Annotated in this window: 20 protein-coding genes and 1 tRNA gene; 10 read left to right on the top strand and 11 right to left on the bottom strand. The window is 71.0% G+C overall.

From position 1 onward, the window contains the following. Nucleotides 1-14: 14 nt before the first annotated feature. Nucleotides 15-746, bottom strand: a complete 732-nt coding sequence (locus tag OG574_RS29140) for a maleate cis-trans isomerase family protein (RefSeq protein WP_326775622.1) — start codon at nt 744-746, stop codon at nt 15-17. Beyond that, nucleotides 743-1561 (bottom strand): maleate cis-trans isomerase family protein, encoded by an 819-nt coding sequence (locus tag OG574_RS29135; protein WP_326775621.1) that lies wholly within the window; start codon nt 1559-1561, stop codon nt 743-745. Before OG574_RS29135 ends, OG574_RS29140 begins: the two co-directional genes overlap by 4 nt. Between OG574_RS29135 and OG574_RS29130 the strand changes: the two genes are divergently transcribed. Genes OG574_RS29130 through OG574_RS29120 form a run of 3 tightly spaced genes read left to right on the top strand, consistent with a single transcriptional unit; the run spans nt 1560 to nt 4248 of the window. Then, the gene (locus OG574_RS29130; protein ID WP_326775620.1) at nt 1560-1847 is read left to right on the top strand and encodes a hypothetical protein; all 288 of its coding nucleotides are present in this window, start codon (nt 1560-1562) and stop codon (nt 1845-1847) included. The two genes, OG574_RS29135 and OG574_RS29130, sit on opposite strands and share 2 nt — an antisense overlap. Nucleotides 1848-1899: 52 nt before the next feature. Further along, on the top strand, nt 1900-2787 hold the full coding sequence (locus tag OG574_RS29125; protein WP_326778660.1) for a D-2-hydroxyacid dehydrogenase: 888 nt from the start codon (nt 1900-1902) through the stop codon (nt 2785-2787). Between the two features lie 57 nt (nt 2788-2844). Beyond that, nucleotides 2845-4248, top strand: a complete 1404-nt coding sequence (locus OG574_RS29120; protein WP_326775619.1) for an amidase — start codon at nt 2845-2847, stop codon at nt 4246-4248. Here the strand turns inward: OG574_RS29120 and OG574_RS29115 are convergent. After that, the gene (locus tag OG574_RS29115; protein ID WP_326778659.1) at nt 4235-4735 is read right to left on the bottom strand and encodes a DUF3830 family protein; all 501 of its coding nucleotides are present in this window, start codon (nt 4733-4735) and stop codon (nt 4235-4237) included. The genes OG574_RS29120 and OG574_RS29115 overlap by 14 nt on opposite strands. 109 nt (nt 4736-4844) lie before the next feature. Here OG574_RS29115 and ehuB point away from each other — a divergent pair, with 109 nt between their 5' ends. The 6 genes from ehuB to OG574_RS29085 all read left to right on the top strand — a co-directional run bounded on the left by ehuB (nt 4845) and on the right by OG574_RS29085 (nt 9066). Next, nucleotides 4845-5762, top strand: coding sequence for an ectoine/hydroxyectoine ABC transporter substrate-binding protein EhuB (gene ehuB / locus OG574_RS29110; protein WP_326775618.1), 918 nt, complete (start codon nt 4845-4847; stop codon nt 5760-5762). Beyond that, on the top strand, nt 5759-6505 hold the full coding sequence (ehuC, locus tag OG574_RS29105) for an ectoine/hydroxyectoine ABC transporter permease subunit EhuC (RefSeq protein WP_326775617.1): 747 nt from the start codon (nt 5759-5761) through the stop codon (nt 6503-6505). Before ehuB ends, ehuC begins: the two co-directional genes overlap by 4 nt. Before the next feature lie 47 nt (nt 6506-6552). Then, nucleotides 6553-7170 carry an ectoine/hydroxyectoine ABC transporter permease subunit EhuD gene (gene ehuD / locus OG574_RS29100; protein WP_326778658.1) on the top strand — a complete coding sequence of 206 codons (618 nt, stop codon included), beginning with the start codon at nt 6553-6555 and terminating at the stop codon, nt 7168-7170. Further along, nucleotides 7160-7975 carry an ectoine/hydroxyectoine ABC transporter ATP-binding protein EhuA gene (gene ehuA / locus OG574_RS29095; RefSeq protein ID WP_326775616.1) on the top strand — a complete coding sequence of 272 codons (816 nt, stop codon included), beginning with the start codon at nt 7160-7162 and terminating at the stop codon, nt 7973-7975. Before ehuD ends, ehuA begins: the two co-directional genes overlap by 11 nt. 197 nt (nt 7976-8172) lie before the next feature. Next, complete coding sequence (locus OG574_RS29090; RefSeq protein WP_326775615.1) at nt 8173-8931, top strand: IclR family transcriptional regulator; 759 nt, start codon at nt 8173-8175, stop codon at nt 8929-8931. Between the two features lie 61 nt (nt 8932-8992). Next, nucleotides 8993-9066: transfer RNA gene (locus OG574_RS29085), tRNA-Lys, on the top strand. A gap of 243 nt (nt 9067-9309) precedes the next feature. Here the strand turns inward: OG574_RS29085 and OG574_RS29080 are convergent. Genes OG574_RS29080 through OG574_RS29070 form a run of 3 tightly spaced genes read right to left on the bottom strand, consistent with a single transcriptional unit; the run spans nt 9310 to nt 11647 of the window. Continuing rightward, nucleotides 9310-9969, bottom strand: a complete 660-nt coding sequence (locus tag OG574_RS29080; RefSeq protein WP_326775614.1) for a response regulator transcription factor — start codon at nt 9967-9969, stop codon at nt 9310-9312. Beyond that, entirely contained in the window at nt 9954-11198 is a 1245-nt protein-coding gene (locus OG574_RS29075) for a sensor histidine kinase (RefSeq protein WP_326778657.1), read from the bottom strand. Before OG574_RS29075 ends, OG574_RS29080 begins: the two co-directional genes overlap by 16 nt. A gap of 17 nt (nt 11199-11215) precedes the next feature. Further along, a complete protein-coding gene (locus OG574_RS29070) occupies nt 11216-11647 on the bottom strand; it encodes a winged helix-turn-helix transcriptional regulator (protein ID WP_326775613.1) in 432 nt (143 codons plus the stop codon). A gap of 109 nt (nt 11648-11756) precedes the next feature. Here OG574_RS29070 and OG574_RS29065 point away from each other — a divergent pair, with 109 nt between their 5' ends. After that, nucleotides 11757-12593 (top strand): NAD(P)H-binding protein, encoded by an 837-nt coding sequence (locus tag OG574_RS29065; protein WP_326775612.1) that lies wholly within the window; start codon nt 11757-11759, stop codon nt 12591-12593. A 37-nt stretch (nt 12594-12630) separates the two neighbouring features. On the opposite strand, the gene OG574_RS29060 is transcribed toward OG574_RS29065, so the two are convergent. From OG574_RS29060 to OG574_RS29040, 5 genes are all read right to left on the bottom strand, one after another. After that, nucleotides 12631-14298: a long-chain-fatty-acid--CoA ligase gene (locus tag OG574_RS29060; protein ID WP_326775611.1), complete on the bottom strand. Its 1668-nt coding sequence runs from the start codon at nt 14296-14298 to the stop codon at nt 12631-12633. A 52-nt stretch (nt 14299-14350) separates the two neighbouring features. Further along, on the bottom strand, nt 14351-14776 hold the full coding sequence (locus OG574_RS29055) for a DUF3592 domain-containing protein (protein WP_326775610.1): 426 nt from the start codon (nt 14774-14776) through the stop codon (nt 14351-14353). A 12-nt stretch (nt 14777-14788) separates the two neighbouring features. Then, nucleotides 14789-15235 (bottom strand): DUF3592 domain-containing protein, encoded by a 447-nt coding sequence (locus tag OG574_RS29050; RefSeq protein ID WP_326775609.1) that lies wholly within the window; start codon nt 15233-15235, stop codon nt 14789-14791. A gap of 92 nt (nt 15236-15327) precedes the next feature. Next, the gene (locus tag OG574_RS29045; RefSeq protein ID WP_326775608.1) at nt 15328-15924 is read right to left on the bottom strand and encodes a lytic polysaccharide monooxygenase auxiliary activity family 9 protein; all 597 of its coding nucleotides are present in this window, start codon (nt 15922-15924) and stop codon (nt 15328-15330) included. Nucleotides 15925-16004: 80 nt separating this feature from the next. Continuing rightward, nucleotides 16005-16646, bottom strand: a complete 642-nt coding sequence (locus tag OG574_RS29040) for a nucleoside/nucleotide kinase family protein (protein ID WP_326775607.1) — start codon at nt 16644-16646, stop codon at nt 16005-16007. Nucleotides 16647-16653 lie beyond the last annotated feature (7 nt).

Here is a 16653-nt window from a genome sequence, read left to right as displayed (position 1 = left end):
ACGCTGGACAAGCATCAGACCTGCACCAGCGGCTCCTTCGTGAAGAGCGCGCCGAGCGCCGGCGCGTTCACCCGCCGCCCCGCGAGCCGCAGCGCCTCCCACACGGTGACCTGGTTGGCCGTCAGGACCGGCTTGCCCAGCTCCTGCTCCAGGTCACGGACGTAGGCCGCCGTGTGCAGGGCCGTGTCCGGCAGGAGCAGCGCCTGCGCGTCCTGGTGATCGCCCGCCACGGCCATCGCCCTGACCTCGGGCCACCCCCAGGTGCCGACCTCGGCCGCCGTGATGATGCCGCTGCCGCGCACCGAGACGACCTCGATGCCGCCCGCCTTCAGGAACGTACGGAAGTGCTCCGCCACGTCCTCCGGGTACGTCGCCGCGATCGCGACGCTGCGCGCGCCGACCTCCGGTACGGCGTGGGCGAACGCGAACGACGTACTGGAGGCGGGCAGGCCCGCGGCCCTGGCCAGGTCCCGCACCTGTTCGTGCGCGCCCTCCCAGCCCCGGACGAAGCTGCCGCTGGTGCACGCCCAGACGACCGCCTCGGCGCCGGACAGGCGCAGCTCCTCGACACCGGCGGCGAGCCGCTGCGGAGAGCCCATCTCGATCAGCGCGTCGACGCGGTGCGCGTCCTCACCGATGTCCGTATGGACGACCGACAGCCTCACATCGCTGTCGATCAGCATTTCGATTCGCGGATAGTCGTCCTCGGCCGAGTGTCCCGGGTAGAGAAATCCGACTGCGGTCATGCCCACCCTTCCTGTTCTTCCGGCAGCTCATGGGCCGGTTCCGGCGGCAGCTGCGGCAGCTCGGGAACTCGCCAGTTCCGAGCGGATTCGTCCAGCAGCGCCTGATACGGCCCCACGGCACGGGTACCCAGCCTGCGCAGCGCTGCCCATACCGTGACCTGATTGGCTGAGATCACCGGGATCCGCAGCTCGGCCTCCAGCTGCGGGATGACGTCGTACGTCGGCAGGTTCGTGCAGCTGATGAACAGCGCGTCGGCGTCCTGGCGGGCGGCGTCCCTGGCCATGTCGGCCACGTCCCGGTACGGCACCTTCCAGATGTGCCGGGTCAGGCCGAGGAAGGCGCGGCCCGTGACGGTGATGCCGGCCTCGGCCAGATACTCCTCGAGCGACTCGGTCACCGACCGCGTGTACGGGGTGACCAGGGCGATCCGGCGGGCGCCCAGCTCGGTGAGCGCTTCGAGGAGCGCGCCCGACGTGGTGACGGAGGGGCGTTCGCCCGACCGGAACATCGCCTCGCACATGGCGCGTTCGCCCGCGATGCCGCCGACGAAACTGCCCGACGTACAGGCGTACGCGAGAACCTCGGGTTCGGCGGCACTCAGCGCGCGCACCGCCTCGCCGAGGGTCTCGTGCTCACTGACCAGACGGGCCAGGTCGAGGCTGACCTCGACGGGCACGAACGGGGTACGGGTGAGGTGCAGTGACACCTCGTCCGGAACCCAGCGCCACAGCTCGCGGTCGAGGGCGAAGTCGAAGGGTGCGACGACACCGACACCGCGTTGCGGGTGCGGTCCGCCGAGGAAGGAGACGTCCATGACAGGCCCCAAGTCTCTTGAGACGTTCGAGACGATGCTGCGGAGAGCCGGCCGGCGGGCCGGGACGTCGGGACAGGGCGGGGGCAACAGAAAAGTGCCTCTGTTGACGAAGGTAGGTTCGGGTGCCAGCGTGGTCAATCCGCACTTTTTCCTACCAATGAAGCGGACCCTTGTTGCGAAACGGTTTCTGCCGATGACCAGCCCGATGACCGGCTCGACGACCAGCCAGATTCCCGGCCCGATGACCCCCAGTGCGCGGCCCGACGACCGGAGCGAACGTGTCTGAAGTGACTTTGCTGGTGCTCGACGACGACCCCCCGCCGCGCCTGGGAAGGCTCATGGGCCGGGCGCGCGTCGTGCACGCCGACGAGTCGACGCTCGCCGCTCAACTCCCCTCGGCCGACGTGCTGCTGGTCTGGGACTTCCTGTCCGACGCGGTGCGCCGCGCCTGGCCGGGCGAGGGCCCCCGCCCGCGCTGGGTGCACACCGCGAGCGCGGGCGTCGACCGGCTGATGTGCCCGGAACTCGCCGCGTCGGACACGGTCGTGACGAACGCGCGCGGCGTCTTCGACCAGCCGATCGCCGAGTACGTGGGCGCGCTCGTCCTGGCCATGGCGAAGGACCTGCCGCGCACCCTCGCTCTCCAGGGCGAGCGCGAGTGGCGCCACCGTGAGACGCAGCGCGTCGCGGGCACCCGGGCCTGCGTGGTGGGTTCAGGGCCGATCGGCCGGGCGATCATCGCGACGCTGAAGGCGCTCGGGATCACGACGGCGCTGGTCGGGCGCACCGCGCGGGCCGGAGTGCACGGGCCGGCGGACCTCGGGCGGCTGACGGCCCGCGCGGACTGGGTGGTGTGCGCGGCGCCGCTGACCGACGACACGCGCGGCATGTTCGACGCGCGGCTCTTCGGGATGATGCAGCCGTCCGCCCGCTTCATCAACGTGGGCCGCGGACAGCTCGTGGTCGAGGACGATCTCGCGGATGCGCTGGCCAAGCGGTGGATCGCGGGCGCGGCGCTCGATGTCTTCGAGCACGAGCCGCTGCCGGGGGACAGCGCCCTGTGGACGGCGCCCGGCCTGATCGTCTCCCCGCACATGAGCGGCGACATCGTCGGCTGGCGGGACGAACTGTCGCGCCAGTTCGTGGAGTTCTACGAGAAGTGGGCGTCCGGGGAGCAGCTTCCGAACGTGGTCGACAAGAAACGTGGGTATGTCCCCGGACACTGACCGATCTGAATGATCACGTCCTGGATCGGCACTCCCGGATCGACCTGAGGAGAGCGGATGACCGACCTCACCGAGCTGACCGCGGAAGCGCTCGTCGACGGATACCGCAAGGGCGGGTTCAGCCCGGTCGATGCCACGCGGGCCGTCCTGCGCCGCATCGAGGAGGTGGACCCCGCGGTCAACGCCTTCGTGCGGCTCGACACGGAGACCGCCCTCGCGCAGGCGAAGGCGAGCGCGGAGCGCTGGCGCAGAGGTGAGCCACAGGGCCTGGTGGACGGGGTCCCGGTGTCGGTGAAGGACATTCTGCTGATGCGCGGCGGGCCGACGCTGCGCGGTTCGCGCACGGTGCGGGCCGAGGGCGCGTGGGACGAGGACGCGCCGTCCGTGGCGCGGCTGCGCGAGCACGGCGCGGTGTTCGTGGGCCGTACGACGACGCCGGAATTCGGCTGGAAGGGCGTCACGGACTCGCCGCTGTCCGGCGTGACCCGCAATCCGTACGACCTCTCGCGCACCTCAGGCGGATCGAGCGGCGGCAGCGCCGCGGCGGTGGCGCTCGGGGCGGGGCCGCTGTCCCTGGGCACCGACGGCGGCGGCTCGGTGCGGATCCCGGCGGCGTTCTGCGGGATCTTCGGCCTGAAGCCGACGTACGGGCGCGTGCCGCTCTATCCCGCGTCCGCGTTCGGGACGCTCTCGCACGTGGGGCCGATGACGCGGGACGTGGCCGACGCGGCGCTGATGATGGACGTGATCACCGGCGCGGACTGGCGCGACTGGTCGCAGCTCGGCCCGGTGGAGGGCGGTTTCCGCGACGGGCTGAGCGGCGGGGTGCGGGGACTGCGCGTCGCGTTCTCACCGTCGTTCGGCGGGCAGGTCGCGGTCCGGCCGGCGGTCGCGGCGGCGGTCCGCAAGGCCGTGGAGGGGCTCGCGGGGCTCGGGGCGTACGTCGAGGAGGCCGATCCGGACGTCACGGACCCGGTCGAGGCGTTCCACACGCTGTGGTTCAGCGGGGCGGCACGCGTGACACAGAACCTCTCGCCCGCGCAGCGCGCGCTGCTCGATCCGGGCCTGCGCGAGATCTGTGCGCAGGGGGCCGGGTACAGTGCGCTCGCCTATCTCGCGGCGGTCGACGTGCGGGCCGAGCTCGGGCGGCGGATGGGCCGGTTCCACTCGACGTACGACCTGCTGGTGACGCCGACGCTGCCGCTGACGGCGTTCGAGGCGGGCACCGAGGTGCCGAAGGGGTCGGGGCTGCGGCGCTGGACGGGGTGGACGCCGTTCACGTACCCGTTCAACCTGACGCAGCAGCCGGCCGCGACCGTCCCGGTCGGGGTGGACGCGGACGGGCTGCCGGTGGGGCTTCAGATCGTGGGCGCGCGGCACGCGGACGCGCTGGTCCTGCGTGCCGCGCACAGCCTGTACGAGGCGGGGATCGCCGGAATTCCGGCGCCTACGCTCGCCTGAACTCGAGCGTCTCGCCCAGCGCGCCACCGCGCCACAGGTCCTGGCAGGCATCGGCCATCCGGTCGAGGCCTTCCACGACCTGGCCCCAGACGATGCCGGGGACCCAGCCGACGTCGCCGTTGATCAGCAGGTTGTTGCGCTCGTAGAAGAGGGCGAGGTCGACGACGACGGCGCCGGGCTTCAGCTCGGCGCCGGATTCATAGCCGTATGCCTGGGTCCCCAGTTCCGTACCGGAAAAGGAGAAATAGCAGAGGTCCCCCGGAATAGGGGTGATGGTCGGATTCTCCTGGGGTGGTTCCCGGTCCGCGAATGCCGGGAAAAGGGCGTAGATCTCGTTGCGCGCGTATTTCGCGTGGTAGACGTCGGAGCCCAGTGGAAGCGCGTCCCACACCGCCGCGCAGGTCAGCGGAGCGCGGTCGTCGAGCAGCTTTGCCGTGCACTGAACTCCCCGCTTGGCGAGGGAGACTTCGATGTATCGGTCGGCCATGCCCTCCATGTTCAGCCCCATGCTCCCCCCTGGGTCAAGGGCGCCCCGCTCGCATCAGGGGCTTGAATTGATACGCATAGGTCGTGTCGAGTCGGGTAGCCGCGCGCCCATGGCTCCACCTATTTGGAACGTCACAGAAGGAACACGAAGCCTAGAAGGCAACAGAAAGGGCATACGCCGACGATCTCTGCTCATCGGTGCCACCGCTCTCGGCGCGGCCGGCGCCCTCGGGGCCGCGGGGTGCAGCCGTGTACCGAACGGCGACACCCTCGCCCGACTCCAGGGGCAGGGCACGGTGCGTCTCGGGATCGCGGGCGAGGTGCCGTACGGCTACATCGACGACAACGGCGAGTTCACCGGTGAGGCAGTCGAACTCGCCAAGGTCATCTTCAAACGGCTCGGTGTCGGCCATGTCCAGCCCGTCGCCACCGACTTCAGCTCCCTGATACCCGGCCTGCAGACCCAGCAGTTCGATGTGGTGTCGGCCGGGATGTACATCAACAAGGAGCGTTGCCGGCAGGTCATCTTCTCCGACCCCGAGTACCAGATGCTCGACTCCTTCATCGTCCGCAAGGGCAACCCGAAGGACCTGCACGACTACGCGGACTGCGTGAAGGCGAAGGCGAAGCTCGGCACGGGCACCGGCTACGCGGAGATCGCCTACGCGGTCGAGGCGGGCTACAAGGAGAGCGACATCGTCATCCTCCAGGACCAGGTCGCCGGCCTGAACGCCGTGGAGGCGGGACGCATCGACGTGTTCGCCGGCACCGCCCTCACCACCCGTGAGGTGACGAAGAAGAGCCGCAAGGCCGAGCACACCGAGCCGTTCGCGCCCCTGGTCGGAGGCAAGAAGCACGTCGACGGCGGCGGGTTCACGTTCCGCTCGAACGACACCGCGATGCGCGACGCCTTCAACAAGGAGATCCACAAGATGAAGGCGAGCGGCGAACTCTTCCGCATCCTGCGGCCGTTCGGTTTCACGCAGGCCGAGATGACGAAGCTGACCGCAGAGGAGCTGTGCAAATGACAGCGGGACTGTGGGAACACTGGGTCCTTCCGGGCATCTGGATCACGATCCAGCTGGCCGTGTACAGCGCGGCCCTCGCGACCGTCGTCGCCTTCGGTGTGGGCATGGCCCGCACCCACAGGCTGTGGATCGTGCGCTTCGTCGCGGGCTTCTACACCGAGGTCTTCCGCGGCACGTCGGCGCTGATCCTGATGTTCTGGATCTTCTTCGTCCTGCCGCAGCTCGCCGGCTGGTCCCTGGTCCCGATGTGGGCCGCGGTCCTGGCGCTCGGCCTGTCCTACGGCGCGTACGGCGCCGAGGTGGTGCGCGGCGCGCTGAACTCGGTGACGCCCGCCCAGCGCGAAGCGGGGGTCGCGCTGAGCTTCACCCCCTGGCAGCGGATGCGGCTGATCCTGCTGCCGCAGGCCGTGCCGGAGATGATCCCGCCGTTCTCGAACCTGCTGATCGAACTCCTCAAGGGCACCGCCCTGGTCTCGCTGCTCGGCATCGGTGACGTCTCCTTCGCCGCGTACCTGGTGCGCCTCGCCACCCAGGAGAGCGCCCAGATCTACGCGATCACCCTCGTCATCTACTTCGTGATCGCCTTCCTGCTCACGCGCGGGATGCGCGCGCTCGAGCGCAAGACCAAGGCCGGTATCGGCCAGCGCCCCGACCCGGGAATCGGCATCATGCGCAAGCTCAACATCCGCCAGACGACGGACGTCTCACAGGTTCCCACCAGCGCGGGAGGTGGCGGCGCGTGATCACCACCGCTTCCGACACCTGGGACTGGTCGGCCGTCGCCGACTTCATGCCGCACTTCTGGGACGGCGTGCTCGTCACGCTTCAGGCCCTCGTCCTCGGCTCGCTGATCTCCTTCAGCGTCGGCCTGGTCTGGGCGCTCGCCCTCCGCGCCCCGACGCGCTTCGTGCGCTGGCCGGTGGGCATCGTCACCGAGTTCATCCGCAACACCCCGCTGCTCGTGCAGCTCTTCTTCCTGTACTTCGTGCTGCCGGAGTGGGGCATCCAGTTCTCCGCCCTGACCACCGGCATCGTCGCCATCGGCCTGCACTACTCGACGTACACCGCGCAGGTCTACCGCGCGGGCATCGAGGCCGTGCCCGTCGGCCAGTGGGAGGCGGCACGGGCGCTGAGCCTGCCGTACGGCAGGACGTGGACGGCGGTGATCCTGCCGCAGGCGATCCGCCGCGTGATCCCCGCGCTCGGCAACTACGTGATCGCGATGCTGAAGGACACCCCGCTGCTCGCCGGGATCGGCGTGCTCGAACTGCTGCAGCGGTCCCGCCTGGAAGCGGCCCAGACCTTCCAGTACACGGAGGCCCTCACGGTCGTGGGTGTCGCCTTCATCGTCATCGCCTACCCCTCCTCCCTCCTCCTCCGAGCCCTGGAGCGACGTCTTGTCCGCTGACCCGAACCTCCCCACAGACCAGGCCAACCCCAAGGTGGACGGCAGCGAGCTGATCCGCTTCGACAAGGTCGTCAAGCGCTTCGGCGGGAACACCGTCCTCGACGAGCTCGACTTCTCCGTCGACTCCGGCAAGCACGTCACGCTGATCGGCCCGTCCGGCTCCGGCAAGACGACGATCCTGCGGCTCCTGATGACCCTGATCAAGCCCGACGAGGGCACGATCAAGGTCAACGGTGAGTTCCTCACGCACGAGGAGAAGGCCGGCAAGCTCGTCCCGGCCGGCGAGAAGCACATCCGCGAGGTCCGCAAGAACATCGGGATGGTCTTCCAGCAGTTCAACCTCTTCCCGAACATGAAGGTCCTGCGCAACATCATGGAGGCGCCGGTCACCGTGCTCGGCCTCTCCAAGGACGAGGCGGAGCAGCGCGCCCGCGAGCTGCTCGACATGGTCGGTCTGGGCGACCGCTGCGACGCGTACCCGACGCAGCTCTCCGGCGGCCAGCAGCAGCGCGTCGCCATCGCCCGCGCCCTCGCGATGCGCCCGCAGGTACTGCTCCTCGACGAGGTCACCTCCGCGCTCGACCCGGAGCTCGTCGCCGGCGTCCTGGACGTGCTGCGCGACATCGCGCACACCACGGACATCACGATGCTCTGCGTGACCCACGAGATGAATTTCGCCCGGGACATCTCGGACCAGGTCCTGATGTTCGACGCGGGCCGGGTCATCGAGTCGGGGTCGCCGGAGAAGATCTTCAGCGATCCGGAGCACGAGCGGACGCGGGAATTTCTCAGCGCAGTGCTGTGACCACGATCGGTGAGGTCCGCTAAGTCCCGAGGTCCCGAACCTGGGGCATGACTTTGGCATATGCCAGGGTGGCGCGCTCCTGCTGACAGGCCCGGAGCGTGCCACCAAAGTCGCCAACTGGCGCCCCACAAAGGCACCTTGGCAGCTATCGTGGACCGAGGCCAGCTGTCCGGAACCGGTCCTTGCAGGGGGATGCCGTGGCGCTGAAGCACGAGCCGATCGCGCAGCACCAGTCGGTGCAGCACGCCCTTCGTGTGCTCGAAACCGTCGCACGACGCGGCGTCGGCGTCACCGACACCGAGCTCAGCAACGAGACCGGGCTGCCCGCCGACCGGCTCGCCCCACTGCTGCGCATGCTGCGCCGCGACGGGTACGTGGAGCAGACCTCCGACGGCGCGTACGTCACCGGCGAGACGCTGACCAGCCTCGGCTCGACGCAGGGCCGCGAGGACGCGCTCACCATGAGCCTCCAGCACACCCTCGACCGGCTGCGCGAGACCCTGGGCGCGGCGGTCTATCTCAGCCGGTACGTGGACGGCGAGATCCGCATCACCCAGCTCGCCCAGGGCCCCACGACCCCCGCGGTCAACGAGTGGGTGGACTTCCGCTCCGCGGCGCACGCCAGCGCGATCGGCAAGAGCCTCCTCGGCCAGCTCGACCTCAACGCGCGGCGCGACCACCTCTCCCGCCACAAGATGGCCCGCCTCACCTCGCGCACGATCACGAACGAGCGCGTCCTGCTCTCCAAGCTCGACGCCCAGCCGGCGACGGTGCCGGTCCTCGACCTCCAGGAGTACGCGGTGGGCACGGTGTGCGCCGCCGTCCCGCTCACGGCCGGCTCCTCAGTGGGCGCACTGGCCCTCTCGCTCCCCATCGAGCACGCCCACCGCCTGCACCACGCGGCAAACACGCTGAACCGCGGAGCGGCCCCGGTCCTGCTCTCCCTGGCGATCTAGGCGCCCGCCCGGGTGTGTCAGGAGCACCCCTCAGAACCAGGTATTATTTTCGAGTCAGCAAGCGCCGCTAGCTCAGTTGGTTAGAGCAGCTGACTCTTAATCAGCGGGTCCGGGGTTCGAGTCCCTGGCGGCGCACAGACACGGCGAATGCCCTCCACGCGAGTGGGGGGCATTCGCCATTTACCGGCCGGCCCCGACCCAGCGAAGGCGGCTGGGGGTCCGGGGGTCATCCCCCGGGAAGACACAGCATCAGCGGGTCCGGGGTTCGAGTCCCTGGCGGCGCACAGACACGGCGAATGCCCTCCACGCGAGTGGGGGGCATTCGCCATTTCCCGGCCCTCCGCGTAAGCGGGGGCCCGCATGCGGGCCCCCCACGTATCAAGCCCTCAAGTAAGCCAGCACAGCCAGCACCCTGCGATGAGTGTCCGTATCGTCCGCCGGGGGCAGGTCCAGTTTTCCCAGGATGTTGCCGATGTGCTTGCCGACGGCCGCCTCGCTCACCACCAGGTGCCGGGCGATCGCTCCGTTCGATCTGCCCTCGGCGACCAGGGCGAGGACCTCGCGTTCCCGTGGGGTGAGGCGCTCCAGCGGGTCGCGGCGGCGGCGCAGCAGCTGGCGTACGACTTCGGGGTCGACCACCGTGCCGCCGGAGGCAACCCCTTCCACCGCCTCGACGAACTGCTCGACCTGGCCCACGCGGTCCTTGAGCAGATAGCCGACGCCGGTGCCGTCGCCCGTGTCGAGGAGCTCGGCCGCGTACGAGCGCTGCACGTACTGGCTGAGGACCAGGACCGGCAGGCCGGGGCGGTCCGCGCGCAGGGCGAGCGCGGCGCGCAGGCCCTCGTCCTGGAAGCCGGGCGGCATCCGTACGTCGGTGAGCACGAGGTCCGGCGTGTGCTCGGCGACGGCGGCGCGCAGCGCGTCCGCGTCACCGACCGCGGCGACCACCTCGTGCCCGAACCGGGCGAGCAGGCCGACGAGACCCTCGCGCAGCAGCACGGCGTCCTCGGCGAGGACCACTCTCAGAGCGCCGGGCACGGGATCTCCAGGGACAGGGCGGTCGGCCCGCCGGCCGGGCTGATGATCGTCAGTGTGCCATCGAGGACGGCGAGCCGGTCGGCGAGTCCGGTGAGCCCGCTGCCGCGCGCGGGATCGGCGCCGCCGCCTCCGTCGTCCTGTACGTCGATGACGAGCCGGCCGCGCTCGTGGCGTGCGGTGAGGAGGACGCGGCCGGCGCCGCTGTGCTTGGCGGTGTTGGCGAGGGCCTCGCACACCGCGAAGTAGGCGGCGGATTCGACGGGTCCGGGCAGGCGGGGCAGGTCGATGCGGGTGTCGACGGGGACGGCCGAGCGGTCGGCGGCGTCGTCGAGGGCGGCCGCGAGCCCGTAGTCGGCGAGGACCTGAGGGTGGATTCCGTGGATCAACTCCCGCAGCTCCACGAGCACTTGGCCCGCCTCCTCGTGCGCGGTGGCGATGCGTTCGGCGAGCGGTCCCGTCGCGGGGGCGTCGAGGCGGGCGAGCCCGAGGCTCATCGTGAGGGCGACCAGGCGCTGTTGGGCGCCGTCGTGCAGGTCGCGCTCGATGCGGCGCCGCTCGGCCTCGAACGCGGCGACCAGGCGCGCTCGCGACCTGGTGACCTCCGCGAGCCGCGCCTCCTCCTCCGTCTCTCGCGGCGCGAGCAGCAGCCGGGCGAGCGCGGCCCGCGCCGCGGCATAGGCGCCGAGCGGGTAGAGGAGCACCGCGAGCAGGGCGAGCCCGGCGACGGTGCACAGAGCGGCCTGCCCGTAGGAGTCGATGAGCCAGAGCTTCACGACCCGGGTGTCGCGCCCGGCGCTCGCGAGCTGGACCGGCGCCGCCGCCACCGCCCCCGCGAGGCCGATCGTGCAGGCCAGGACCAGCAGGTCGAGCGGCCACAGGACGAGCGCGAGGAGCGCGGCGTAGGCGAGTTCGCGCCAGGTCGCCTGTTCGCCGAGGCGCAGCCGCAGCCAGGCCGTGGCGCCGGGCTCGGCCGGTGTGCGGTGCGGGCTGGGCGCCGCATCGCCGGTCACGGGCCGCAGCCGGCGTCGCTCCAGCGCACCGACCGGGACCCCGGCGAGCGCGAGCAGGGCGAGCAGCGGCAGCCCCACGAGGACGAGGGAGAGCACGGCGCCCGCGACCCCGAGCGTCACGAACGTGACCAGGAGCGGCGCCCCGACGAGCACCCCTCCCGCGAGATATCCGGCGGCACACCACGGGGCGCTGCCGCGCAGGTAGGAGGGGCCGCGCAGGGAGGCGGCGAGGGAGGTCACCGGGCGGGCCCAGCAGCTGGGGACGGCCCGGTGACCGGGGCCGTCCCCGCCCCCTCCCCCGCGTCGAACCTCTCCCGCGCCTCCTCGACCAGGGGCAGATGCCCGGACGACCACTCGGCCAGCGTCGCGAACAGCGGGGCGAGGCTGCGGCCCAGGTCGCTGATCTCGTACTCGACCCGCGGCGGCACCTCCGGGTAGTACGTGCGCACGACGAGTCCGTCGCGCTCCATCTGCCGCAGGCGCTGCGTGAGCACCTTCGGCGTGATGGTGCCGATGGCGCGCTGGAGCTGCACGAAGCGCTGGGTGCCGTACTCGTTGAGCGCCCACAGGATCGGCGTGGTCCAGCGGCTGAAGACGATGTCGAGAACCGGCGAGATCGGGCAGGCCTGCTCGGGCCCTCCGTCCTTCCGCCCTGCACTGCCGCTCATACAGCCCTCCCGGAAAGTCACTTTCCTCTAGGTACCTACTTTACTCAGGATGCTAGCTTTCGAGAACAGAGCGGGGCACCAAAGCCCCCTCAGTACAAGGGAGTTGAAGATGATCGTTGTCACGGGTGCCACCGGGAACGTCGGCCGTCCGCTCGTCGCCGCCCTGACCGCCGCCGGCGAGCAGGTCACCGCCGTGTCCCGCCGCCCCGCGCCCGACCTGCCCGTACGCCACGTACAGGCGGACGTCGGCGACGCGGCCGGCCTGCGGCCCGCGCTGGAGGGGGCCGACGCGCTGTTCCTGCTGATCGGGGCCGAGCTGCACCAGGCCGGGGAGCCGCCGGCCGCGGTGCTCGACGTGGCGAAGGCGGCCGGTGTACGCCGCGTGGTCCTGCTCTCCTCGCAGGGAGCGGTGACGCGGCCGGACGCCGTCTCGCACGCCAGGCTGCACGCCTTCGAGGAGGCCGTGCGACAGTCGGGCCTGGACTGGACGCTGCTGCGCCCCGGCGGTTTCGCCTCGAACGCCTTCGCGTGGGCCGACTCCATCCGCGCCGACCGCACCGTCGCAGCCCCCTTCGCCGATGTGGCGCTGCCGGTCGTCGACCCGGCGGACATCGCGGCGGTCGCGTCCGTCGCGCTGCGCGAGGACGGTCACGCGGGCCGGGCCTACGAGCTGACGGGACCGGTGGCGGTGTCACCGCGCGAGCAGGCCGCGGCGCTCGGCGAGGCGATCGGCGCCGAGGTGCGGTTCACCGAACTGAGCCGCGCGGAGGCCCGCGCCTTCATGACGCGGTTCATGCCGGAGCCGGTCGTGGACGGCACGCTCGACATCCTCGGCTCGCCGCTCCCCGCCGAGCAGCGGGTGAGCCCGGACGTGCGCACCCTGCTCGGCCGCGAGCCCGGCACGTTCGCACAGTGGGCGGCCCGCAACGCGGCGGCCTTCGCCTGAGCAGTCCCCCAGGGGCGCGCGCCAAGGTGCACACGCCTCACCCGTCCAGCAGCTCCGATCTCCCGTGTGCCGCGTACTCCTGCGAGAGCGCCGTGACGTCGGCATCGGTGAGGCTCCGGTACCCGCTCTCCCCCGGCGGCCGCCACCACACGGGGTCCGCGCACCGGAACCCCTCGCGGCGCAGCCCCACCCGGTGCACCTTGTTCGTCGCGGTGACGGGCATCCGCCCCACGATCCGGACGAAGCGAGGCGCCATCTTCGTCCCCAAGTCGGCCTGCGAGAGCAGGAATTCGGCGAAGCCGAGGGGGTCGAAGGGTTCGGCCGGGTCCGTCCCGCGCAGGGCGAGCGTCGCCATCACCTGGTCGCCGGCCACCGGGTCGGGCACGCCGTACACGGCGACCGCGGCAGCGTGTTCGTACCGGGCGAGGATGTTCTCGATCATCGCGGGCGCCAGGTTCTCGCTGTCGACCCGGAGCCGGTCGTCGGTGCGGCCCGCGAAGTACAGGAACCCCTCGCGGTCGCGGTAGAAAAGATCCCCCGTCCAGTACCAGCCGTCCCGTACGCGCTGTGCGTGCGCGTCCTCGTTGCGCCAGTACCCCTCGAAGGGCGTGCGGCCGCGGTTGACCAACTCCCCTATCGCGGCAGCCCCGTTGACGAGACGGCCGTCCGCGTCGAACTCCGCGGGCGGGCACTCCCGACGGGTGGCCGCGTCCACGACCGCCAGGTCGTCCCCCGGTGTCGCCCGCCCTATCGCCCCGGGCGGTGTCCCCGCCGAGCGCTGGATGGCGGCGCCGCCCTCGGACGACCCGTACCCCTCCACGAGCCGCACCCCGAACCGCTCGGCGAACCGCGCCGCGTCCACCGCCCCCGCCTCCGTGCCGAAGCCCATCCGCAGCGGGTTGTCCCGGTCGTCGGGCCGCTCGTCGGTGGCCAGGATGTACTGCACGGCCCGCCCGACATACGTGAAGTACGTGGCCCCGTACGCCCGTACGTCACCCAGGAAGCGGGACGCCGAGAACCGGCGCCGCAGCGCCACGCCCGCGCCCGCCGCGACGGCCGGCGCCCAGTCGGCGATCACCGCGTTGCCGTGGAACAGCGGCATGCAGATGTAGTGGACGTCGTCGGGGCGCACGCCGAACTGGCCGACGAGCGACTGCCCGGCCGCCGCGAGGCGCCCCTGCGAGCAGATCGCGGCCTTGGGCGCGCCCGTGGAGCCGGAGGTGAAGTAGAGCAGCATGCGGGTTTCGGGGGTGGCGCGCGCGGGGTCGGGCTTGGCTCCCTCGTACGGCGCGAGCAGCTCACCGTAAGCGTCGGAGTCCGTCACCAGGATGCGTACGCCAGGGAGTTGGAGCCCGTCGAGCAGCGGCAGACGAGACCGCTCGGTGACGAGGACGCGGCAGTCGGTGTGGAGGATGTCGCGGGCGAGTTCGGGGCCGCGCCGGGTGGGGTTGACGCCGGCGACGGCGGCACCCGCGAGGGCCGCGGCGCTCAGCCAGAGCGGGAACTCCGGGGTGTTGTCCAGGAGTACGCCGATGTGCGGCTCCGCCCCCCTGGGCAGCAGGTCGGCGAGGAGCGCGGCCCGGGCGGCGGCGCCCGCAGCCACCTCGTGATGACTGAGGACCTGGTCCTCGCACCACAGTCCGGGGCGGTGGTCGCCCCAACGCTCCTGTACGAGTTCCGCGACGGTACGCCTCATGGGACCCATGACCGGGCACCATAATTGACGCATCGTCAGAAGTGGAGACCTCGGCGGCGGATCAGCCGTACTGGACCATGACGTTGATGAGTATGCCGATGGTCGCGACGATGACGACGAGGCCGAAGATCATGCCGAACGCGTCCTTGCCGGGACTCGGCTCCGACGCGGTGGCCTTGTCGGGCTGCTGGACCGTGTAGTAGACGACCGCCTCGTCACCGGCGGCCCGGCTCGGCGGCCCACCGGACTCCTTGAACCGGATCGCGCGCCGGTCCGCGGTGGTGAAGTCGTACTCGTGCCACTGGATCCGGCGGGCGATGTTGTTGACCACCTGGACCGTCACATAGGCCCGGACGACCCGCGCCCGCGCGGTCAGCCCACTCTGCCAGGCGGCCTGCCGCTCGTTGCTTCTGCGGACGATCGCGTAGCCGGCCCAGACCAGGACGAGGATCAGGACCGGGAAGAGTATGTGGAACACGGCATCCATGGGGGCCTCGGGTCAGAAGGGCATCTCGGCGGCGACGACCACGAAGAATACGCAGAAGGAGACGACGAGACCGAGGAAGCCCAGCAGGAACACCATGCCCGCCGCGGCCCGCACCGGGGCCGGGGCGTGCGCCGTGGCACGGTCGGGGCGGTCGGCGGTGTAGTACACCCTCACGACATCGCCCTGCACGGTGGTCGCGGGCCCGTTGGCCTCCTCGAACCTGACGGGGCGTCCGTCACCGGCCGTGAACTCGTACACGTGGTGCTGCGTGGTGCTCCGGAAGCCGTCGTCGTCACGCCTCGTCGAGGTGAACGCGCGCAGGCAGCGGGCCTCTGCGGTCAGGCCGCTCGCCCAGGCCCTTCTCATCTGCATCGAGCGGCGCGTCAGCGCCACCGCCATGAAGATCGCCACCGACGCGATGAACACGGGCACGATCAAGAACAAGACCTGCATGGCCATCCCCCGATACCACGTTCCGTGCACGCCGCCCCGGTCGGAACGGCGTGCACGGAACGTACCCGCGCGAAGGCCCCGGGAGCCTCAAGACAGGCTCAGAACTGAACGTCCGAGCACGCGTAGAACGCGTTGGCCGTGTCCGCGATCGTCCACACCGCGAGGATCACGTGGTGGCCGCTCTTCCCGGAGGGCAGGGTGCCGGTGTGGGAGAGCGTGGCCGGGGGCTGCCCGCTGAACGGCACGGTCAGGAACGGCGCGGTGTCCAGGTCGGCCCTGGTCAGCGGCTTGCTGTCGTCCCAGCCGTTCTTGGTGATGTAGTAGCGGAAGTCCGTGGTGGAGTGCCGCGCGGTGAACTGCCAGCGGAAGGTCTGACTTGCCCCCTCGGTGACCTTGGTCGTCGGCCAGGCGGTGCCGTTGGGTGCCTTCGCGCCGTTGAGGGCGCCGAACTCTCCGTGGTTGGCGGAGCAGATCGTCCCGTCGGCGGGGCCGGCGGCCGGGAAACCCTTGGGGCCCTCGACGCTCTGCGGCTCCCACTGGATGTTGCCGCATCCGGTGACGGTGCCGTCGGCGCAGAGTTTCTGCCGGCTGATGGGGAGGTCGGTGTAGCCGTGGCTGCTCGCGCCGCCCGACGAGAGCACGAAGGCCCCGGCGGTGGTGAGGCCGAGCAGGGCCGCGTACATCTTCTTTCGCATGCTGCCGCTCCTGGAGAACGTGGGGGAGTTCCGGTGAGCCGTGCGCACAGCGCTAGATCAGGTCTAGACCAGACCCCAGATTATTGCCGGGAGTTGAACATGTCCATACCAATAGTGGAGAGGATCCTGTCGCATCTCCCCCGGGAGGTCTCGACCAGCTCCCCGTTCGGCGTGTCATTTCCGGCCACCCACGCGCGAGCCCCCTCCGCGTCCCGACCGCCCGCCAACTGCCGTTCCACGAGCCGGACTTGACGCACCTTTGGCGGAGCCTCGACATACCAGCACCGCGCCATCAGCTCCCGCGCCTCCCGCCAGCCCGGCAGGTCGCACGCCAGATAGTTCCCCTCGGTCACGACGAGCCGCGCCGCCGGCGACACCACGTGCCGCGCCGCGACGGGCTCGTGCAGCGTGCGGTCGTAATCGGGTACGTAGATGTCCGCGGCGGTGTCGTCGAGGACCCGGCGCAGCAGCGCCACGTACCCCCGCACGTCGAAGCTCGGCTCGGAGCCCTTGCGGTCGGTCAGCCCGAGGCGCTCCAACTGGGCGTCGGCCAGATGGAATCCGTCGAGCGGCAGATACGCGGCCTGCTCGCCGATCCGCTCCACGAGGGCCCGGGCGAGCGTGGACTTCCCGGCGCCGGGCGGGCCGGCGATCCCCAGCAGGACACGCGGGCCCGACGCGGTGAGCTTCCAGGCTTCGGCCGTCAGTCTCGAGATCCCCATGGGCGGG

Source organism: Streptomyces sp. NBC_01445 (assembly GCF_035918235.1).
Taxonomy (GTDB): Bacteria; Actinomycetota; Actinomycetes; order Streptomycetales; family Streptomycetaceae; genus Streptomyces.
This window is presented reverse-complemented; position numbering and strand designations above follow the sequence as displayed.